Source organism: Streptomyces sp. NPDC046939 (assembly GCF_040644575.1).
In the GTDB taxonomy this organism is placed as follows: domain Bacteria; phylum Actinomycetota; class Actinomycetes; order Streptomycetales; family Streptomycetaceae; genus Streptomyces.
Genome location: NZ_JBEYWV010000002.1, coordinates 189,776 through 209,977 on the forward strand (window position 1 = coordinate 189,776; position 20,202 = coordinate 209,977).

The 20,202-nt window shown below is 74.2% G+C and carries 17 protein-coding genes; 6 read left to right on the top strand and 11 right to left on the bottom strand.

Annotated features, from left to right (window positions below; translation table 11 throughout):
• Nucleotides 1-5 precede the first annotated feature (5 nt).
• Nucleotides 6-773 (top strand): LysR family substrate-binding domain-containing protein, encoded by a 768-nt coding sequence (locus ABZ877_RS03155; protein ID WP_361063404.1) that lies wholly within the window; start codon nt 6-8, stop codon nt 771-773.
• Here ABZ877_RS03155 and ABZ877_RS03160 read toward each other — a convergent pair whose 3' ends face one another.
• On the bottom strand, nt 774-1,367 hold the full coding sequence (locus ABZ877_RS03160) for a TetR/AcrR family transcriptional regulator (RefSeq protein WP_361063407.1): 594 nt from the start codon (nt 1,365-1,367) through the stop codon (nt 774-776). It lies immediately after the preceding gene.
• A 234-nt stretch (nt 1,368-1,601) separates the two neighbouring features.
• Here ABZ877_RS03160 and ABZ877_RS03165 point away from each other — a divergent pair, with 234 nt between their 5' ends.
• From ABZ877_RS03165 to ABZ877_RS03180, 4 genes are read left to right on the top strand one after another with little or no spacing between them, the layout of a single operon-like run.
• Complete coding sequence (locus ABZ877_RS03165) at nt 1,602-2,177, top strand: 2Fe-2S iron-sulfur cluster-binding protein (RefSeq protein ID WP_361063410.1); 576 nt, start codon at nt 1,602-1,604, stop codon at nt 2,175-2,177.
• Nucleotides 2,174-3,184, top strand: a complete 1,011-nt coding sequence (locus ABZ877_RS03170) for a xanthine dehydrogenase family protein subunit M (protein WP_361063413.1) — start codon at nt 2,174-2,176, stop codon at nt 3,182-3,184. The genes ABZ877_RS03165 and ABZ877_RS03170 overlap by 4 nt, the downstream gene beginning before the upstream one ends.
• Complete coding sequence (locus tag ABZ877_RS03175) at nt 3,181-5,322, top strand: xanthine dehydrogenase family protein molybdopterin-binding subunit (RefSeq protein ID WP_361063415.1); 2,142 nt, start codon at nt 3,181-3,183, stop codon at nt 5,320-5,322. Before ABZ877_RS03170 ends, ABZ877_RS03175 begins: the two co-directional genes overlap by 4 nt.
• Complete coding sequence (locus ABZ877_RS03180) at nt 5,315-6,427, top strand: XdhC/CoxI family protein (RefSeq protein ID WP_361063417.1); 1,113 nt, start codon at nt 5,315-5,317, stop codon at nt 6,425-6,427. Before ABZ877_RS03175 ends, ABZ877_RS03180 begins: the two co-directional genes overlap by 8 nt.
• Here ABZ877_RS03180 and ABZ877_RS03185 read toward each other — a convergent pair.
• Nucleotides 6,421-6,891, bottom strand: a complete 471-nt coding sequence (locus ABZ877_RS03185) for a response regulator (protein ID WP_361063420.1) — start codon at nt 6,889-6,891, stop codon at nt 6,421-6,423. The genes ABZ877_RS03180 and ABZ877_RS03185 overlap by 7 nt on opposite strands.
• Before the next feature lie 264 nt (nt 6,892-7,155).
• Here ABZ877_RS03185 and ABZ877_RS03190 point away from each other — a divergent pair, with 264 nt between their 5' ends.
• Complete coding sequence (locus ABZ877_RS03190; protein WP_361063423.1) at nt 7,156-8,412, top strand: amidohydrolase; 1,257 nt, start codon at nt 7,156-7,158, stop codon at nt 8,410-8,412.
• Here the strand turns inward: ABZ877_RS03190 and ABZ877_RS03195 are convergent.
• From ABZ877_RS03195 to ABZ877_RS03235, 9 genes are all read right to left on the bottom strand, one after another.
• Nucleotides 8,409-9,767 carry a VWA domain-containing protein gene (locus tag ABZ877_RS03195; protein ID WP_361063426.1) on the bottom strand — a complete coding sequence of 453 codons (1,359 nt, stop codon included), beginning with the start codon at nt 9,765-9,767 and terminating at the stop codon, nt 8,409-8,411. The genes ABZ877_RS03190 and ABZ877_RS03195 overlap by 4 nt on opposite strands.
• Nucleotides 9,764-10,621, bottom strand: coding sequence for a MoxR family ATPase (locus ABZ877_RS03200; protein WP_361063429.1), 858 nt, complete (start codon nt 10,619-10,621; stop codon nt 9,764-9,766). Before ABZ877_RS03200 ends, ABZ877_RS03195 begins: the two co-directional genes overlap by 4 nt.
• Nucleotides 10,622-10,732: 111 nt before the next feature.
• Nucleotides 10,733-11,719: a Ppx/GppA family phosphatase gene (locus tag ABZ877_RS03205; RefSeq protein ID WP_361063432.1), complete on the bottom strand. Its 987-nt coding sequence runs from the start codon at nt 11,717-11,719 to the stop codon at nt 10,733-10,735.
• Nucleotides 11,720-11,749: 30 nt separating this feature from the next.
• Nucleotides 11,750-14,854: a carboxyl transferase domain-containing protein gene (locus ABZ877_RS03210; RefSeq protein WP_361063434.1), complete on the bottom strand. Its 3,105-nt coding sequence runs from the start codon at nt 14,852-14,854 to the stop codon at nt 11,750-11,752.
• A 75-nt stretch (nt 14,855-14,929) separates the two neighbouring features.
• Nucleotides 14,930-15,637: an HAD family phosphatase gene (locus ABZ877_RS03215; RefSeq protein WP_361063437.1), complete on the bottom strand. Its 708-nt coding sequence runs from the start codon at nt 15,635-15,637 to the stop codon at nt 14,930-14,932.
• A 48-nt stretch (nt 15,638-15,685) separates the two neighbouring features.
• Nucleotides 15,686-16,171, bottom strand: a complete 486-nt coding sequence (locus ABZ877_RS03220; RefSeq protein WP_361063440.1) for an Lrp/AsnC family transcriptional regulator — start codon at nt 16,169-16,171, stop codon at nt 15,686-15,688.
• 67 nt (nt 16,172-16,238) lie between these two features.
• Nucleotides 16,239-16,790 carry a flavin reductase family protein gene (locus ABZ877_RS03225; RefSeq protein WP_361063442.1) on the bottom strand — a complete coding sequence of 184 codons (552 nt, stop codon included), beginning with the start codon at nt 16,788-16,790 and terminating at the stop codon, nt 16,239-16,241.
• Nucleotides 16,787-18,997 carry a tetratricopeptide repeat protein gene (locus ABZ877_RS03230; RefSeq protein WP_361063445.1) on the bottom strand — a complete coding sequence of 737 codons (2,211 nt, stop codon included), beginning with the start codon at nt 18,995-18,997 and terminating at the stop codon, nt 16,787-16,789. Before ABZ877_RS03230 ends, ABZ877_RS03225 begins: the two co-directional genes overlap by 4 nt.
• Nucleotides 18,994-20,190: a hypothetical protein gene (locus ABZ877_RS03235; protein ID WP_361063448.1), complete on the bottom strand. Its 1,197-nt coding sequence runs from the start codon at nt 20,188-20,190 to the stop codon at nt 18,994-18,996. The genes ABZ877_RS03230 and ABZ877_RS03235 overlap by 4 nt, the downstream gene beginning before the upstream one ends.
• Nucleotides 20,191-20,202 lie beyond the last annotated feature (12 nt).

Below are 20,202 nucleotides of genomic sequence, written 5' to 3' on the forward strand. Positions count from 1 at the left end.
GCGGGGTGACAGGCACGGAGAAGACCCCCGCGGCAGCGCCCTCGTTCCGGCTCGCGTACGTCCCCGGAGCGACCCCCGCCAAGTGGGTGCGGATCTGGAACGAGCGCCTGCCCGACACCCCGCTCACCCTCGTCCCGGTCGCCGCAGGCGACGCGGCGGACACCCTGCGGCGCGGCGAGGCCGACGCCGGTCTGGTGCGCCTGCCCGTGGACCGTACGTACTTCAGCGCGATCCCCCTCTACACCGAGACCACCGTCGTCCTGGTTCCCAAGGACCACGTGGTGGCCGCTGTCGAGGAGGTCACCCTGGCGGACCTCGCCGACGAGATCGTGCAGCATCCGCTCGACGACGTGCTCGGCTGGGAGCGCCCGCCGGGGCAGCCCGCGTTCGAGCGGCCCGCGACCACGGCGGACGCCGTGGAGCTGGTCGCTGCGGGCGTCGGCCTGCTGATCGTGCCGCAGTCGCTCGCCCGGCTGCACCACCGCCGCGACCTCACCTACCGGCCGGTCGCGGACGCGCCCGGCTCGGACGTCGCCCTCGCCTGGCCCGAGGAGCGCACCACCGACCAGGTCGAGGACTTCATCGGGATCGTGCGCGGCCGGACGGTCAACAGCTCCCGGGGGCGGCAGAGCCCGCAGGAGAAGGCGCCGGCCAAGAAGAAGCCCGCCAAGCCCGCGCCCCGCAAGACGCCCGCGCGCGGCACCGGCCGTCCCAAGCCCGGCGCCAAGCAGCAGGGCGGCGCCAAGCGGGGCAAGCCGCGCAAGCGGTCGTAGTCAGTATCCGTCCGGCGGGCCCGGCGCCCCCGCCCGCAAACCGTCCATCACCAGGTCCAGCAGGCGCTTCGTACGGGACTGCCAGTCGGTGTGCGGGTCCACCATCCACAGCCCCGCGATCGCCAGCATGAAGTCGTCGGCGGTGACGCCGGGCCGGATCGTGCCCGCCTTCGTGTTGGCCGTGAGCAGCAGGGTGACGGCCTCGGTCAGCGGGCCGTACGAGAGGCTCTTGAAGGCGCCGCGTGCCGTCGTCGCCTCGCGCAGCGCGTCCGCGAGGCCCGCCTTCGCCATCGCGTACTGGGCGAGCCGGTCCATCCACTCGCGCAGCGCCACCTCCGGCGTCCGCGTGCACAGCAACTGGGCCGCCGTCTCGGCGACTTGCTGCACCTCGTACCGGTACACCTCAAGGACCAGCGCCTCCCGGCTGGGGAAGTTGCGGTAGAAGGTGCCCTGTCCGACGCCCGCCTTGCGCGCGATCACGCTCAGCGGTGTGTCCGCCGAGCACGTCAGTTCGGCCAGGGCCACTTCGAGGATGCGCTCGCGGTTGCGCTGCGCGTCCGAGCGCAGCCCCGGCTGCTTCTTCGGGTGCTGCACGCCGCCTCCTCGGGTCGTGGCGCGGAATGGTCCTTGCTGACCGGACAATTGTCCACTACGTTCGTGCGCAGAGAGTGGACAGGTGTCCGCTTGGTCTCGATCCCCCCACCTTATCGGCGCGCGCCGACTGTTCCGCCGCCGAATCCACCCCGACCGTGCAGCACCGTCCCTTCTCTGTACAGCGCTGATCCCCTCGTACCAGGTACACGCCAGATACGCGAAAGAAGGCTGACCATGGCCCCAGCGGGCATGTCCACCTCCAGCTCGATCACCCTGCACGTCAACGGAGAGAAGCACACGCTGCCCGTGGACCACCGCACCACCCTGCTCGACGCCCTGCGCGAGCGGCTCGATCTCACCGGTACGAAGAAGGGCTGCGACCAGGGCCAGTGCGGTGCCTGCACCGTGCTGGTCGACGGGCGCCGGGCCGTGTCGTGCCTGACGCTCGCGGTCGCCGCCGAGGGCCGCGAGATCACCACCATCGAGGGCGTCGCCGACGGCGACGCGCTCCACCCGCTGCAGAAGGCGTTCGTCGAGCTCGACGGGTTCCAGTGCGGCTACTGCACGCCCGGCCAGATCTGTTCGGCGCTCGGCGTCCTTAAGGAGCACGCGGAGGGCTGGCCGAGCGCCGCGACCGAGGACGTACGGCCCGAGGCCGGGCCCCCGCCCCTGACCCCGGACGAGATCCGGGAGCGGATGAGCGGCAACCTGTGCCGCTGCGGCGCCTACGTCTCGATCGTCCGGGCCGTCGCCCAGGCCGCCGCGGAGACCTCGCAGACCCCGCAGACCTCGAAGGAGGCCGTCGCGTGAAGGAGTTCGGCTACGAGAGGGCACTCGACGTCCCGGGCGCGGTGGCCGTGCTCGGCGCCGACCCCGACGCCCGCTTCCTCGGCGGCGGCACCAACCTCGTCGACCTGATGAAGTCCGGCGTGGAGCGCCCCGCGCGCCTCGTCGACGTCCGCGAACTGCCGCTCGGCCGCGTCGAGACGGCCGACGACGGCGGCCTGCGCATAGGCGCCACCGTCACCAACAGCGACCTCGCGGCCCACCCCGAGGTCCGCCGCCGCTACCCGGCGCTCACCCAGGCCGTGCTCGCCGGGGCCTCGGGACAACTGCGCAACATGGCCACCGTCGGCGGCAATCTGCTCCAGCGCACCCGCTGCTCCTACTTCACCGACGTCACCAAGCCGTGCAACAAGCGCGTCCCCGGCAGCGGCTGCCCCGCCATCACCGGGGAGCACCGCAATCACGCCATTCTCGGCGCGAGCGACGCGTGCGTGGCCACTCACCCGTCCGACATGGGCGTCGCCCTCGCCGCGTTCGACGCCGTCGTGCGCTACGAGACCGCCGACGGGCCCGGCGAGGTGCCGCTCGCCGACTTCTACCTCCCCGTCGGGGACACCCCGCACCTGGAGACCGCGCTGCCCGCCGGCGCGCTCATCACCGGCGTCACCCTGCCGCCCGCGCCCGTCGCGGCCCACTCCCGCTACCGCAAGGTCCGCGAGCGCGCCTCGTACGCCTTCGCGATCGGCTCCGTCGCCGCCGCGCTCGACGTCCGCGACGGCGTCGTGCGCGACGTGCGCCTGGCGTTCGGCGCGGTGGCGTCCCGGCCGTGGCGGGCCCGCGCCGCCGAGCGGGCGCTGACCGGCGCACCCGCGACCGCGGAGGCGTTCGCGGCGGCGGCCGACGCCGAACTGGCCGCGGCGGAGCCGCTGCCGCAGAACGGCTACAAGGTGCCGCTGCTGCGCAACCTCGTCGTGGCGATGCTCACCGAACTCACGCAGGACTCGCAGGACTCGCAGGAGGCGACCCGGTGACGATCCAGACCACCCGGACCACCACGAACGCCGGCGCCGTCGGCGTCGCGCGCTCCCGGATCGAGGGCGTCGAGAAGGTGACGGGCGCCGCGCGCTACGCGGGCGAGATCCCCTTCGAGAACCTCGCCCACGGCTGGCTGGTCCTGTCGACCATCGCGCGCGGCCGCGTCCGCGCCATCGACGAGGAGGCGGTCCGCGCCCTGCCCGGCGTCCTGGCCGTCCTGCACCACAAGAACGCGCCGCGCGTGAACGACGACGTCGTCGGCGCGCTCGGCCGCCCCGACCCGATCGTCACGGTCTTCCAGGACGACCGGGTGCCGCACGCGGGCTGGCCCGTCGCCCTGGTCGTCGCCGAGACGTCCGAACAGGCGCGGGAGGCCGCCGAGTCCCTGGTCGTCGAGTACGACGAGGAGCCGCACGACGTCACCTTCGGCGCCGACCGGCCCGGCACCTACACCCCCGAGGAGGGGGAGGCGGCCAAGGGCGACCTGGACGCCGAGCTCGCCGCGTCGGCCGTGGTCGTCGACGCCTCCTACACCACGCCCGAGCAGCACCACGGCGCGATGGAGCCGCACGCGGTGACCGTGCGCTGGGACGGCGGGCGCCTGGAGGTGTTCGACTCCAACCAGGGCTCCAAGTGGGTCGCCGACGACCTCGCCAACCTGTTCTCGCTCGACCTGTCGGCGGTCCACGTCCGCTCCGAGCACGTCGGCGGCGCCTTCGGCTCCAAGGGGCTGCGCGCGCACCACGTGGCCGCCGTGATGGCCGCGACCGAGCTGCACCGGCCCGTACGCGTGGTGCTGACGAGGCGTCAGGTATTCGCGACGACCGGCTACCGCAGCCCGACCGCGCAGCGCGTGCGGCTCGGTGCCGACCCGGACGGCAAGCTCCGCGCCTTCGCGCACGAGCACCACAACCTCACCTCCACCCTGCGCGAGTTCGTGGAGAACGGCGCCTCCTACGGGCGCTCCATGTACGAGGCCACCGCGCACCACACCGCGCACCGCGTGCTCCCCGTCGACGTGGCGACGCCGACCTGGATGCGGGCGCCCGGCGAGGCCCCGGGCTCCTTCGCCGTCGAGTCGGCGCTCGACGAGCTCGCCGAGCGGCTCGGCATGGACCCGATCGAGCTGCGCGTCCGCAACGAGCCGACGGTCGGCCCGGTCTCCGGGCTGCCGTTCAGCAGCCGCAACCTGCTCGGCTGCTTCGAGGAGGGGGCCCGCCTGTTCGGCTGGGCGGACCGCGACCCGCGTCCGCGCGTGCGCCGTGAAGGCCGCTGGCTGCTCGGCACCGGCACGGCCGCGTCCACGTTCCCGTCCGGCGTCGCGCCCACGACGGCGTCCGTGACGGCGGAGGCCGACGGGACGTTCACCGTCCGCGTCACCGCCGCCGACGTCGGCACCGGCGCGCGCACCGCCCTCACGCTCATCGCCGCCGACGCCCTGGAGGTGGCACCCGAACGGGTGCGGGTGCGGATCGCCGACAGCGACTTCGGGCCCGCCTGGGTCGCCGGCGGCTCCATGGGCACCCGCTCCTGGGGCTGGGCCGTCCAGGCCGCCGCCCGCGACCTGCGCGAACGCCTGCCGCTCGCGCCCGGCGACATCCCGGCGGAGGGCATCACCGCGCGCACGGACACCGCCCAGCTGATCGCGCAGCTCTCCGAGAAGGAGCGGTACTCCTACGGCGCCCAGTTCGCCGAGGTCGCGGTGGACGTGGCCTCGGGCGAGGTACGGGTGCGGCGGCTGCTCGGCGTCTTCGCCGCAGGGAAGATCATCAACCCGCTCACCGCCCGCTCCCAGTTCACCGGGGGCATGACGTGGGGCATCTCCATGGCCCTGCACGAGGAGGCGGTGCGCGACGCGGTGTCCGGCGGACACGTCAACGCCGACTTCGCGGGCTACCACGTCGCCGCCAACGCCGACGTGCCGGAGCTCCGGGCCGAGTGGATCGACGACCCGGACCCCGACGACCCCGTCGGCATCAAGGGCATCGGCGAGATCGGCATCGTCGGCACGGCCGCCGCCATCGCCAACGCGGTGTGGCACGCGACCGGCGTCCGCCACCGCGACCTGCCGATCCGCCCCGACCGGGTCCTGCTCGGCGAGGCGCGGCGCGAGGGAACGGGCCCGGATGCTTGATCTCGCCGCCGAGCTGAGCGCGTGGGTCGCGCAAGGCCGGGAGTTCGCTGTCGCCACCGTCGTCTCGGTGAGCGGCAGCGCGCCCCGGCCGCCCGGCGCGGCCCTCGCCGTCGACACCGCCGGGGAGGTCATCGGCTCCGTCTCCGGCGGCTGCGTCGAGGGCGCCGTCTACGAGCTGTGCGTCGAGGCGCTCGCCGACGGAGCGCCGCGCAGGGAGCGGTTCGGATACAGCGACGACGACGCGTTCGCCGTGGGCCTCACCTGCGGCGGCGCCGTCGAGGTGCACGTCGTCCCGGTCCGTGCGGGCTCGGCGTCCCGCCCGGTCGTGGAGGCGGCGCTCGCCGCAGCCGCGCAGGGCGAGACGGTGGCCCTCGCGCGCGTGCTCGACGGCCCCGGGCAACTCCCGGACAGCGGCGGCCTGTTGCTGGTGCGGCCCGACGGCTCCTACGAGAGCGCGCTCGGCTCCGGCGACGACCCCGGCCTCGCCGCGCAGGCCCGCGCCCTGCTCGACCTCGGCACGACCGGGCTCTGCGAAGTGCCGGAGAGCTCGGCGCGGTGCGGCGGCGACGTCACCCTGTTCGTCGAGTCGAGCGTGCCGCCCGCCCGGATGATCGTGTTCGGCGCGGTGGACTTCGCGGGCGCCCTGGTGCGCGTGGGCAAGCTGCTCGGCTTCCACGTGACGCTGTGCGACGCGCGCGGCGTCTTCGCGACCCGGGCCCGCTTCCCCGAGGCCGACGAGGTGGTGGTGGAGTGGCCCGACCGCTACCTCCGCTCCACCCGTACGGACGAGCGCACCGTGCTCTGCGTCCTCACGCACGACGCCAAGTTCGACGTGCCCCTGCTGGAGGTGGCGCTGCGGCTGCCCGTCGCCTACGTCGGCGCCATGGGCTCGCGCCGCACGCACGAGGACCGCGCGCAGCGACTGCGCGAGGCCGGGCTCACCGACACCGAACTGGCCCGGCTCCGCTCACCGATCGGCCTCGACCTCGGCGGCCGTACGCCCGAGGAGACAGCCGTGTCGATCGGCGCGGAGATCGTCGCGGTGCGGCGCGGCGGCACCGGGGCGCCGCTCGCGGGGGAGCGGGGGCCGATCCACGCTCACTGACCCCGCCCCATGCGGGCCTTCGCCGCACCGTTGCGCGCCGCGCGCGACTCCCGCTCCGCGCCGCTCTCCAGCTCCCTGATACGGCTCAGGTAGCGCAGATGAGAGGCGACCTTGACGCGCAGCAGCCAGGGGTCGAGGGGCTTGGTGAGGATGTCCGTCACCTGCAGTTCGTACGCCTGCTCGGCGAGGTTGGTGTGGCCCACGAGCCCCGTCAGCAGGATGACGGGGATGTCGGCCGTCTGGTCGAGTCGGTGCAGGTGACGGGCGACCTCGACACCGGTCAGGCCCGGCATGACCACGTCCAGGATGACGAGGTCGATGCCGCCGCGCAGGACCGCCTTGAGCGCCTCCTCGCCGCTCTGCGCCCGCTCGGTGGGACAGCCGAGCGGGCGCAGCGCGTTCTCCAGGGCGTAGAGCGACTCCTCGTGGTTGTCCACGAGCAGGACCCTCAGTTCCGTCGGCATGGCACCGTCCTTGTGGGCTGATCCACGTAGCGCCCGCCCGGCGCGCGGGGCGGGCGGCGGGGCCACGGCCGACCCGTTGCCGGTCTCTTGCGTAGGAGGCGGATGGGAAGTGCGGGGAGAGATCCCTCAACCATGGGCCGTACGGTCCCGGCGCGACAAGGGCCGGACGGCCCCCGCCGGGTGCGCAGTGGCCCCTTGCGGAGATGGTGACATGATCATCACGGGGGCGCCGCGCCCCCGTCGGCAGGCGAGGAGGGCCGGAACATGACACAGACGGTGACCGCGGGGCTGACCGCGCTCCAGGACGACCTGGCCGCCCTCTACCGGGACCTGCACGAGCACCCCGAGCTGTCGCTCCAGGAGACCCGGACGGCGGACCTGCTCGCGCGGCGGCTGCGCGCGGCCGGCTTCGACGAGGTCGCCGAGCACATCGGCGGGACCGGCGTCGTCGGCCTCGTGCGCAACGGCGAGGGGCCCGTCGTCATGCTCCGCGCCGACATCGACGCCCTGCCCGTCGAGGAGCTGACGGACCTGCCCTACGCGAGCCGGGTCCGCGGCGTCGACGCCGACGGGCGCGAGGTACCGGTGGCGCACGCCTGCGGCCACGACATGCACGCCACCTGCCTGACCGGCGCCGCCACCCTGCTCGCACAGGCCCGCGACCAGTGGTCGGGGACGCTCCTCGTGGTGTTCCAGCCCGCCGAGGAACTGGTGCGCGGCGCCCGCGACATGGTCGCCGCCGGTCTCTTCGAGCGCTTCCCCAAGCCGGAGATCGTCCTCGGCCAGCACGTCGGCCCGCTGCCCGCCGGATTCATCGGCTACGGCACGGGCCCGGTCATGGCGGCCTCCGACTCCGTCGACATCACCCTGCACGGGCGCGGCGCGCACGGCTCGCGCCCCGAGGCGTCCGTGGACCCCGTCCTGATGGCCGCGAACGTCGTCACCCGGCTCCAGGGCATCGTCAGCCGCGAGGTGCCGCCCGCCGAGACCGCCGTCGTCACCGTCGGCCGCCTCCAGGCCGGGACGAAGGAGAACATCATCCCGGCCACCGCCGAACTCGGCGTCAATATCCGGGCCTACACCCCGCAGGTCCGCACCCAGGTGCGCGAGGCCGTGGAACGGGTCGTGCGCGCGGAGTCGCAGGCCAGCGCCGCCACCGCCGAGCCCGACTTCCACTGGCGGGCCAGCGCGCCTGCCCTCGTCAGCGACCCGGAGAAGACACAGGCCACGGTGGCCGCGTTCGCCGCGCACTTCGGTCAGGAACGCCTCATGCCGATGCCGCAGGTCAACGCGAGCGAGGATGTCGGGGTGTTCGGCGAGGCGCTCGGCGTGCCGACCGTGTTCTGGTTCTGGGGCGGCCTGGAGACGACGACCGTGCTCGGCGCGCTCCAGGAGGGCCGTCTCGACAAGCTGCCCGGCAACCACTCCCCGCACTTCGCGCCGCTGATCGAGCCGACCCTGAGCACCGGCGTGGAGGCGCTGGTGGTCGCGGCGCTCACCTGGCTGGGCGAGCCCGCCTAGACCGGGAGCAACCGGCCGATCAGCGCGCTCATCTGCCGGGCTGTACGGCACTCGTGCATCGCCACGACCTCCCCGTACGCGCCCGCCGCCGAGTCCCCCGTGTCCCACAGCGAGCGCTGCTCCGGGTTGAGCCAGTGCACGCGCCGGGCCGCGCGGGCGATGCGGCGCAGGGCCGGGACGTTCGGGTCCATCTGGTTGGTGCGGGCGTCGCCCAGGATGAAGACCGAGGCGCGCGGGGTGACGACAGCCTCGTACCGCTCGACGAACTCGCCGAGAGCGGTGGCGTAGTCGCTGCTGCCGTGCCAGCCGGTGACCGTCGCCTCGGCGGTGATGCGGGCGCCCAGGCCCTCCGGGTCGGCGGTGCCCCGGGCGATGAGGTCGGTGACCTCGTCGATCCTGTTGACGAAGGCGAAGACGCGGACCTTGCTGAACTCGTCGTGCAGCGCCTGCACGAGCAGCATCGTGAAGTTCGCGAACCCGGCGACGGAGCCCGACACGTCGCAGAGCAGGACCAGTTCGGGCCGGGCCTTGCGGCGCTTGCGGAGCACCGGGCGCATCGGGACGCCGCCCGTGGACAGCGAACCGCGCAGCGTGCGGCGCAGATCGATGTGGCCGCGCGCGGCCCGGCGCCTGCGCGCGGCGAGACGCGTGGCCAGTTTGCGGGCCAGCGGGTGCACGGTCCTGCGCAGTTCGGCGAGCTGGTCGCGGCCCGCGTAGAGGAACGGGGTGCGGTCCGGGGTCCGTACGGGGACGCGGCGGGCCATCTCGTCGGTGCCGCGCCGCTCGGCGACCCGGCGCCGCGCCTCCGCGCGGACCTGTTCGCGGAACTCCTCGATGCGGCGGCGGATCTCGTCGGCCTCGATGCGGTCGGTGAACGCGCCGCCGGAGCCCTCGCCGCCCCGCACACCGGCCATGATCCCGGCGAGGAGGGTCTGCGGGCGGAGCCGGTCGAGGGTCTGCATCGAGGAGAAGCCGTCGGCGTCGTAGCGGCCGAGCCGGTCGACGGCCTCGGCGGCGAGGCGCTCCATGGCCGCCCGGTCGTGCGCGGCGATGGCTTCCGCGAGCCGTTCCCGCAGACCGGCGCGGTCGAAGGCGCCGTCCGACGAGGGAGGCGCGTCCACGGTGCGCGGGAAGTACAGGTCGAAGACCGGGTCGAAGACGGCGCGCTGGCTCTGGTCGTGCAGGAGCGCGGCGGCCAGGCCCTCGCGCAGATGCTCGCGCCGGTCGAGGCCGAGCGCGGCGACGGCCCGCGCGGCGTCCACGCTCTCACCGGTCCCGATCCGGACGCCGTGCGTGCGCAACGCCCGTACGAGGGAGGTGACCCGGTCAGCGACCGAGGCGGACCCGGTGCTCACACCGCGTCCAGGTCGAGCTTGGCCGTCGCCTTCTGCACGTCCTCCTGGTGCTTGAGGACGACCCCGAGGGACTGCCGTACGACCTCCTCGTCCAGGCGGTCCGCGCCGAGGGCGAGCAGCGTGCGCGCCCAGTCGACCGTCTCGGCGACCGACGGCACCTTGCGCAGGTCCATCGCGCGCAGCGCGCCCACCACCCGGACCAGGGAGTGCGCGAGCACCTCGTCGAGGTCGGGCACCTTCAGCGCGACGAGCCGGCGCTCCAACTCCTCCTCGGGGAAGCCGATGTGCAGGAAGAGGCAGCGGCGGCGCAGCGCCTCCGACAGCTCACGGCTGGCGTTCGAGGTGAGGACGGTGAAGGGGCGGCGGGTGGCGCTGATGGTGCCCAGTTCGGGCACCGTCACCTGGAAGTCGGAGAGGACTTCGAGGAGCAGGCCCTCCACCTCCACGTCCGCCTTGTCCATCTCGTCGATGAGGAGGACCTTCGCGTCGTCGCCCCGGATCGCGGTGAGCAGCGGGCGCGAGAGCAGGAACTCCTCGCTGAAGATGTCCGTGCGCGTCTGGTCCCACGACTCGTCGCGGCCCGCCGTGATGCGCAGGAGCTGCTTGGCGTGGTTCCACTCGTACAGCGCCCGTGCCTCGTCGACGCCCTCGTAGCACTGGAGGCGGATCAGGCGGGCGGCGCTGATCGCGGCGACAGCCTTGGCCAGCTCCGTCTTGCCGACGCCCGCCGGGCCCTCGACGAGCAGCGGCTTGCCGAGCCGGGCCGCGAGGAACACGGTGGTCGCGACGGCGGGCGAGGCCAGATAGCCGGTTTCGGCCAGACGTGCGGTGACATCGTCCACGGAGGTGAACAAGGGGCCTCCAACGCGCTCCTCGGGGCTGAAAAACCAAGCTGACCAGCTCCGACGCCGCGCCACAACCGACCCGCCCCGTTCATGGCGAACATCACCCCGCCCGCGGCCCGTTCAGCGCCCGGCGAGCCGCAGCTTCGCCCCCGCGGGCGTCTGTCGCGGCTCCCCGTACCACCAGTCCTTGTCGCCCTCGATGCGCCGCAGCAGGATGCCCTCGCGGATCGCCCACGGGCAGATCGTCAGCTCGCGGATGTTCATCAGCTTCATCGCCGTGTGCCCGACGAGCGCGCCCGCCAGGGACTGCGACGCGCGCGGCGCCGAGATCCCGGGCAGCTCGGCCCGGCGCGCGGCGGGCAGGGCCGCCAGCCGGCCGACGGCGGAGCGCAGCGCCTTGCGCGTGAGGGTCCGGCCGACGAACGGGCCGTGCCGCCCCGCGGGCGCCCCGCACAACCGGGCGAGCTGCGTGAACGTGCGGGAGGTCGCCGTCATCGTGACCGGCCCCTCCCAGCGGACCCGCGCCGCGACGTCGCGCAGCGAGTGGCGCACGTACCGGCGCAACTCCTTCAGCTCCGCCTCCGTCGGCACGTCGGCGCCGGACAGGTGCTCGCGGGTCAGCCGCCGCGCGCCCAGCGGCAGCGAGATCGCGAAGTCCGGCAGGCGACCACGGCCGAAGGCGACCTCCAGCGTCCCGCCGCCGATGTCGAGCACCCCGAGCGGCCCGGCCCGCCACCCCATCCAGCGGCGCGCCGCGAGGAACGTCAGCTCGGCCTCCACCTCACCGGGCAGCACCCGAAGCCGCGCGCCCGTGCCCTCCTCGACGGCGCGCAGGACCTCGTCCCGGTTGGGCGCGTCGCGCACGATGGCCGTGGCGAAGGCGAACGGCTCGTCGCTGCCCCACCGCCCGGCCTCCGCGCAGGCGTCCCCGACCGCCTCGACGATCCGCTCCACGGCGCGCGGCCCGAGTCTTCGCTCGCCGTCGACCTCCTCGGCCAGGCGCAGTCTGCGCTTGGCCGTGTGCACCGGCAGCGGCGCGCCGTCCCGCGCGTCCGCGACCGCGAGGCGCACCGTGTTCGATCCGACATCCACCACACTGATTCGCATGATCGTTCGGGTACCCGTCCGGCGCACCGCTCAAAGACGCCCGGGCGCCCGCGTGTCGGGGCCGAGCGCGGCAAGGAGCCAGCTCCGTGACTCCGCCGGGTCGATCACCGCGTCGATCTCCAGGGCGGCCGCCGCGTTCACCGCCTTGCCGTGCTCGTACAGCTCGGCGACGCGCGCCGCGAACGCCCGCTCCCGCTCGGCCGGGTCCTCGATCGCCTCCAGTTCGCGCCGGTGGCCGAGCCGGACCGCGCCCTCCAGACCCATCCCGCCGAACTCCCCGCTCGGCCAGGCCGCCGTCGCCAGCGGCGCCCGCGTCGAACCGCCCATCATCGCCATCGCGCCGAGCCCGTACGCCTTGCGCAGCACCAGGCAGACCAGCGGCACGGTGAGCCGCGCCCCCGCGACGAACAGATCGGCGAACTGCCGGACGGTGCCGGTGCGTTCGGCGTCCGGGCCGACCATGAATCCCGGCGTGTCGCACAACGAGACGATGGGGAGGCCGAACGTCTCGCACAGCCGCAGGAACCGCGCGGCCTTGTCGGCGGCGTCCCGGTCGATCGCGCCGCCCAGATGCCCGGGGTCGTTCGCGATCAGCCCCATCGGCCGGCCCTCGACCCGGACCAGGGAGGTGACGATCCCGACGCCGAAGCCGCGCCGCAGCTCCATGACGGAACCCGTGTCGGCGAGCCCGGCGATCGCGGTCCGTACGTCGTAGGCGCGCCGCCGGTTCGCGGGCACGGCATGCCGCAGCAGCCGCTGGTCGGGCGCGTCCCAGTCGTCCTTCGCCCCCTGGAAGTACGAGAGATACGTCCGGGCCGCCCGCACCGCCCCGGCCTCGTCGGCGACGGGCAGGTCGACGACCCCGTTCGGCACCTGCACGGAGAGCGGGCCGACTTCCTCCGGCCGGAACACGCCGAGCCCACCGCCCTCGATCATGGCGGGGCCGCCCATGCCGATGGTCGCCTCGGGCGTCGCGATGACGACGTCGCAGCAGCCGAGCAGCGCCGCGTTCCCCGCGAAGCATCGGCCCGACGCGATGCCGACCAGCGGCACCCGGCCGCTGAGGCGCGCCATCCGCTGGAACGTCGTCACGTGCAGACCGGCGACCGACGTGGTGTCCGTGTCACCGGGCCGTCCGCCGCCGCCCTCCGCGAACAGCACCACCGGCAGCCCCCGCTCCTCGGCTATGTGCAGCATCCGGTCGGTCTTGCGGTGGTTGTTGAGGCCCTGCGTCCCGGCGAGCACGGTGTAGTCGTACGACATCGCGACGACGGGCGCGCCGCCGATCCGCCCGGTGCCGGTGACCATGCCGTCGGCGGGCGTGGACCGGATCAGGTCGTCGAGCGTCCTGCGCCGCCGCTGCGCCGCGACGGCGAGCGCGCCGAACTCGGTGAACGTGCCCGGGTCGCAGAGGTCGTCGATGTTCTCGCGGGCGGTGCGGCGCCCGGCGGCGTGCCGCTTGGCGACCGCCTCCGGTCGGTGGGCGTCGAGCCCGTGCGCGTGCCTCGCCCGGACCTCGGCGAGATCGTCGCGGATCGCCTCCGGATCGGCCTCCGCGACGACCTCCTCGGCCACCGGTCCGCCCTCCGCCGCGTCCACGCGCACCAGCGCGGCGCCCTCCGCCACGATCTCGCCCACGCGCGCGTGCACGGCCCGTACGACACCGGAGTGCTCCGCGCGCACGACGTGCTCCATCTTCATCGCCTCCAGGACGACCAGTGCGGCCCCCGCCGCCACCGCCCGGCCGGGCTCCGCCTCGACCGCGACGACCGTGCCGCTCATCGGGGCCGTCACCGCCCCCGCGTCACCGGTCCGTTCCGGTGCCGCCGACCCGGCGAAGTGCCGTTCCACGAACCCGGTGTCGAAGCCGCCGCCGGTGAGGCCCGGATGGTCGAGCACCGCCCGCAGCAACGGCAGGGACGTCCGTACGCCCTCGACCCCGAACTCGTCCAGCGCCCGCCGCGCCCGCGCGCACGCCGCCTCGAACGTCCCGTCCGCCGCGTGGGTCACCACCTTGGCGAGCAGGGGGTCGTACCGCGTCCCGACCTCCGTCCCGGTCCGCGCCGCCGTGTCCACCCGGACGCCCGGGCCGGTCGGCACGTCGAACCGTGTGATCCGCCCGGCCGACTCCGCGCTCACCCGCACCTGCACGGCGAAGCCACGCGGCGCCGGGGGCTCACCGGCCAGCCCCAGATCGGCGAGGCGCTCGCCCGCGGCGATCCGCAACTGCGCCGCGACCAGGTCGACCCCGGTCACCTGCTCCGTCACCGTGTGCTCCACCTGGAGCCGCGGGTTCGCCTCGATGAACACGAACTCCTCACCCCGTACGAGGAACTCGACCGTGCCCAGACCCTCGTAACGGGCGGCTCGCGCGAGCCGCAGCGCGCTGTCGAGCAGCCCCTCGCGCACCGCCGGGTCGAGCGCGGGCGCCGGGGCGATCTCAAGGAGCTTCTGGTGGCGTCGCTGGGCGCTGCAGTCCCGCTCCCACAGATGCCGGGTCTCGCCAGCCCCGTCCGCGACGACCTGCACCTCGATGTGGCGGGCACCCTCCCACAGCCGCTCCACGTACAACCCGGCCCGCCCGAAGCCCGCCCGCGCCTCGGAGCCGCACCGCTCCCACGCCTCGTCCAGCTCCCCAGCCGTCCGCGCGATCCGCAGGCCGCGACCGCCGCCCCCGCCGACCGCCTTCACCATCACGGGGCCGTCCGCGAGGAACGCCCGCGCCTGCTGACGGGTCGTGTCGCCGTCCGTGCCGGGAAGGACCGGCACCCCGGCCTCCGCCGCGAGCGCGCGGGCCCGCGCCTTGTCCCCGAACAGGTCGAGGACCTCGGGCGAAGGGCCGACGAAGACGACGCCCGCCCCGGCGCAGGCGCGGGCGAGCGCCGCCGACTCGCTGAGGAAGCCGTAGCCGGGGTGCAGATACGTACAGCCCGTGCGGCGCGCGGCGGTCACGAGCGCCGCCGCGTCCAGGTAGCCGCCCGCCGCCAGCGGCACGGTCTCGTCGGCGAGGCGGACGTGCGCCTCGTCACCGGGTTCGCGCACCGCGACGGTGCGCAGGCCGAGACCGGCGGCGGCCCGCAGGATCCGTACGGCGATCTCCCCGCGGTTGGCGACGAGTACGGCGGCAGACCCCATGAGCCCCTCCGGAACCTTGGACCCCGACGGATGACCGGGTGCGGACATGCTCATGGACGCCGCCGAGGACGTCAATCACGGCTGAACGCCCGCCGAACGCTCCAGCCACTCGCACGCCGCGCGCGCCGTGAACTCCTCCTGCCCGCCCTTGAACAGCAGGTCCACCGTGGTGAACGCCGGGTCGTCGGCCTGCGCCGCGACGTACGGCACCGCGATGCACCGCATCCCCGCCGCGTGCGCGGCGGCGGCGCCGGGCGCCGCGTCCTCCAGGACGACACACCGCGCCGGGTCCACGCCGAGCCGGCGCGCCGCCTCCAGGAACACGTCGGGAGCCGGTTTTCCGTGCGCGACCTCGTCCGCCGACACGTACTGGGTCAGCATCGACGCGAGGCCGGTGCCGGTCAGGATCGACCCGATGGCGTCCCGCGACGAACCCGACGCCACGATCATCGGCACACCCGCCTCGTGCAGCCGCTCCACGAACAGCCGCATCTGCGGGAAGACGGTCGTGCCGGCGCGGGCCAGCTCCAGATAGCGGGCGGTCTTGTCGGCGAGGATCTCGTCGGCCGGGGCGTCGATGCCGTAGCGCCGCTTCCACAGGCCGATGGTCTCCGCGGTGGAGATGCCGACGTACGTCTCGTGGTCGGCCCAGCTGAAGTCCTCGACGCCGTAGCGGGCCAGGGTGGCGACCGACGCCCTGTAGTAATTGGGTTCGCTGTCGACGAGCGTGCCGTCGAGGTCGAAGACGATCGCGGTGGAACCGAAGGGGTGCGGGGTGTTCATGCCCTCAGCATGCAGGACGGGCGGCCAGGACGAGCGCGGGCGGAAACGTCAGCCGCGCTCCGTGGCCGCCGCCTTCCCGACCGCCTCCACCAGCGGCAGCAGCCGGTGCGGGACGCGCTCGCGCAGCGCCACCTCGGTGCGGGTGCGGACCACTCCGGGCAACCGGTTGAGCTGCTGGACCACGTCCTCCAGATGACCGGCGTCGCGGGCCGCCACGCGGGCGAGCAGATCGCCGCCGCCGGTGATCGAGTGCGCCTCGATGATCTCCGGGACCTGCGCGAGGGCGTCCCCGACGTCGCCGAGATGGCCCTGCGTCACCTCGATGTGCACGAAGGCGAGCACCGGGTGGCCGAGGGCGGCGGGGGAGAGGGACGGGGCCACGCCCGTGATCACACCGTCCCGTTCGAGCCGGTCGAGCCGCGCCTGGAGCGTGCCGCGCGCGACGCCGAGGATGCGGGCGTACTCGCGGACGCTGGTCCGGGGTTGTTCCAGGAGCAGGCGCAGGATACGGGTGTCGAGCTGGTCCACGGCCATGCGCGTACGGGCCCCTTCGGTACGTGGTCGATCATGGCCGACAGTACCAATGGCCCGTAGGTGCCGCTCAGCGCGGACCGGATGCCCGGTCGAGGCCGACGAAGTCGCCGTCGTGGTGGACCAGCGGGCCCGTCGCCTCCGCGACCCGGGCCGCGCGCACCACGAGCCCGATGACGAGCGCGTGGTCGCCGACCGGCCGGAAGCTGACCGGCGTCAGGACGAACCGGGCGAGGACGCCGTCGAGCGCGGGCAGGCCCAGCGGGTCCCGGTGCCAGGACGTGTCCGCGCCGAACCGGCCCTGGCGCGGGCCCGCGAAGGTCCGCGCCACCTCCTCCTGGCCCTCGGCGAGGAGCTGCACCATCACCCAGGTCGCGCCCCGCACGGCGGTCCACGACGCCGAGCGCAGGCCGACCGTGAACGACAAGAGCGGCGGGTCCAGGGAGAGCGAGGCCAGCGACGTCACGCAGAACCCGGTCGGCGGCTCCCCGCCGACGGTCACCACGGCGACGCCCTTGGCGTGCCGGCGCAGGACGGACCGCACGAGGTCCGCCCCGGCCGGCTCGACGGGGCCCGCGGCCGGTACCGGCTGGAGCCGCCGGGATCCATCGGTCCGGCTCACGCCGCCCCCTCGCGCGGAACGGCCCCGAAGCGCGCCCGGACCTCCTCGGCGTGCGGGGAGGCGTCCGCCGTGGCGTACGCCGCGCTGTGCGCCGCCCAGTCCGCGCGGCCCCCGCTCTCGTCGCCGAGGGCGAAGCGGCTGACCCCGCGCAGGTACAGCAGCTCCGGGTCGGCACCGCCGCCGGTCTCCGCCAGGGCGGCGTCCAGGTCGGCGACGGCCCGCCGGTGCTCGCCGAGCGCCTGGAGCGCCACGGCCCGGTTGGCCCGCAGCTCGGCGTCGTCGGTGAGCGCGAGCGCCGCGTCCAGGTCCTTGACGGCGGAGTCGGCGCGGCCCGCCTCGAAGGCGAGCACCGCGCGGTTGGCCCACGCCGCGACGCACAGCGCGTCGGCCCGCAGCGCCGCCGAGTAGCTGTCGTACGCGGCGTCGGCGTCGCCGGTCTCGGCGAGCAGGGCGCCCTGCGCGGCGAGGAGTTGGGCGTTGGCGGGGGCCAGGGACAGACCGTGGCCGATGTCGGCGGCGGCCTTGTCGAGGTCACCCCGGGCCAGGTGCAGGTCGGAGCGGTGCACCAGGGAGTCCACGTGGTCCGGTTCGAGGTCGAGGGCGATGTCGAGGTCGCGCAGCGCGCCCGCGTCGTCGCCGAGTTCGCGCAGCAGGTCGGCCCGGTTGAAGTGCGCCTCGTAGAAGGGCGGGGTCAGCCGGATCGCCGCCGCGTAGTCCGCGAGCGCGGAGCGGTGGTCGCCGAGGGCCCGGTGCTGGGCGGCCCGCTCGAAGTAGTAGTCCCCGTAGTCCGGGTCGCGGCGGATCACCTCGTCGTAGTCGGCGAGGGACGCCTGGTGGTCGCGGCGGGCGCCGCGCACCTGGGCCCGGTTGTAGAGCAGGACGGAGCGGTGCAGGAGCTGCTCGTGCGGGCCGAAGTCGGCGTCGGTGATCGCCATCGCCTCGTCGACCAGGGCGAGCGATCCGTCGACGTCGCCGCGGTGCAGCTCGACCAGGGCGCGCGCGTTGCGCATGAACGCCCGCACCAGGACGCGCTTGTGCGGGTCCGGGTGGACGTCCGCGATCGAGATGGCGGTGTTGACCCAGGCCAGGGCGCGGTCCTCGTCGTGGTCCTCCTTGGGCAGGAACCGCGTGTAGAGCATCGCCATGAGGTAGGCGGTGCCCATGTGGACGTCGGGCGAGGTGGAGCCGCGCCGCATCTCCTCGAAGTAGGGGAACGCGTCGTGGCCGCGGCCCAGGTAGCACAGGCACGCGCCGATCTTGTGCGTCAGGTTCCAGTACGTACGGGTCGGCGCGGCCTCGTCGAGCAGGGCCCGGCCGCGCAGCGCGAGGTTGATGACGGCCTCGTAGAACCCCTTGTTGAAGCAGGTGGTGACGGCCTCGACGATCGCCTCGACGCCCGCGCCCGCCGGGTCGGTGCCGTGCTCCAGGTGGTAGGGGATCGCGGCGAGCCGCAGGGTCGGTTCGTCGCGGGCGGCGAGGAGCGCGGCGCGTGCGGTGTGGCGGCGGGCGCGCTCGTCGGCGGGCAGCGCGTCGTAGGCGCGCAGCAGCCGGGGGTCCTCGCTGGTGCCGTCGGAGTCGATGTAGAGCTGGGCGAGGTCGGTGTCGGGCAGCAGCGCGGCATCGACGACGGGGAGCCGGGGCGCCCGGTGCGCGTACGCGGCCAGGGCCTTGCCCAGCAGGTCGGAGGCGGCCCCCGCGCCGTCCACGACCACGGTGAGCACGGCCGGGTCGCAGCGCCGCAGCAGTACGGCGACGAGATCGCGGTCGGTGGGGTCGGCGTCGTCCAGGCCGCGGAAGGCGAGGGTGAGGCCGCCGGGGTGGGCGGAGCGGGCCCAGTCCATGAGGAGTTCGGCGACGCCGTGGGCGATGCGCAGGGCGCGGGTCGCCGGATAGAAGCGGGTGCGCTCGGTGGCGGAGGCGAGGTTGGTGAGGGTCTGCGGCGGCGTCGGCACGATCGCCATCAGCTCGGGCGCGATCGACTCGATCTCCAGGGCCCGGGCGGAGGCCACCAACTCCGTGTCGCGTTCGACCAGTTGGGGCACGGCCTGGTGCAGCAGGAAGTGCGCGGCGGTGAAGGGCCCCCGCAACCGGCGGTGGCAGCGCACCTGGAGCCGGGCCCTGGGCGGCGGCTCACCGTCCGTGGCCTCGGCGCCGGCGTCGAGCCACCAGTGCCGGGTGGACAGCGGGGTCGTGGGAGTTGCGGTCATGTCAGGGCTCCTTGTGGTGCGGTGGTCCGGGACCGGGCGCGCCGGTCCCGCAGGGTGACGTGGACGAGCAGCCCGATCTGCAGTCCGGACAGGGCGAGGAAGCCGGCGGCGTCGACCAGGTCCCAGAACGGGGTGTCCCCGCCGCTCAGCCGGCCGGTGACGGTCGACCAGAAGTGCAGCGCGGTCGGCAGCCCCGCCCACAGGAGCGAGGCCAGCGAGAACCCGTACCCGGTGACGAGCAGTGGTGCGTACCAGCGCGCCACGGCGTGGTCGCGCGGCGACCACTCGGTGTCGGGGACGGGCGGCTTCCGGCGCGCGAGTTTGCGCAGTCCGGTGCGCAGCCTGAACCGCGTCGCGTTCTGCAGATCCGTGCACCCGGTCGCGGTGGTCAGCACGTAATAGATGTCGGTCTCCAGATAGAACAGGAATTGCCAGATGAGGCGCAGGACACAGGTGAAGGCGACGGCGAGGCAGAGTTTGTGGATCCACGCCGGAAAGCCGAGTCCGTCGAGAGCGGCGGAGAGAAGGGTGAGTCCGCACAACAGCAGAATGTCGGCGATCATGCCCGCGCAGAACGGCAGATAGCGTTTCTTGCGCTCCACGCTGAGCAGCGAATCGAGCCGGGTCTCGGCGACGAGGTAGTAGAGCCTTCGCCCGAGCCCGAGCGTGGAGGGGAGTCCGAGGCGGCGCCCGGCGAGCGCGTGGAATCCCTCGTGGACGACGATGCAGGGAATGGCGACGGCGAAGACGACGATCGGGATCAGCGACACGTAGTGGGTGAAGAACACGTGGTGGTACGTGGGCCGCAGCCCCGGGTCGTGCACCATGGCGGCCACCGTGACCCCCACGAGCACGCCGTACGCGAGGAACGCGGGCCAGGAGAACACCGCCCGCCCGAGCCGCTGCCAGCGCACCCGCGGCTCCTCGTCGGGGCCGCCTTCGGTGTCGTCCGTGCGGAGGAACCCCAGGTCGGCGAGGGTCTCCAGGAAGTCGTCGAGGTCGAGCGGCGATCCGTAGGCGCGCTCGAACCAGGCGGTGACCTCCTCGGTCGACTCCCCGTCGGCGAGCCTGCGCAGCGCCTGCGCCCCCTCCTCGGGGAAGACCGCGTAGCTGCCGGTGTCGGGCCGGCCGACCATCACGCCGTCGTCCTCGGCGACCATGGTCAGCCGGTGCAGGGATACGGTCGCGCCCATCCGGCGCACCTC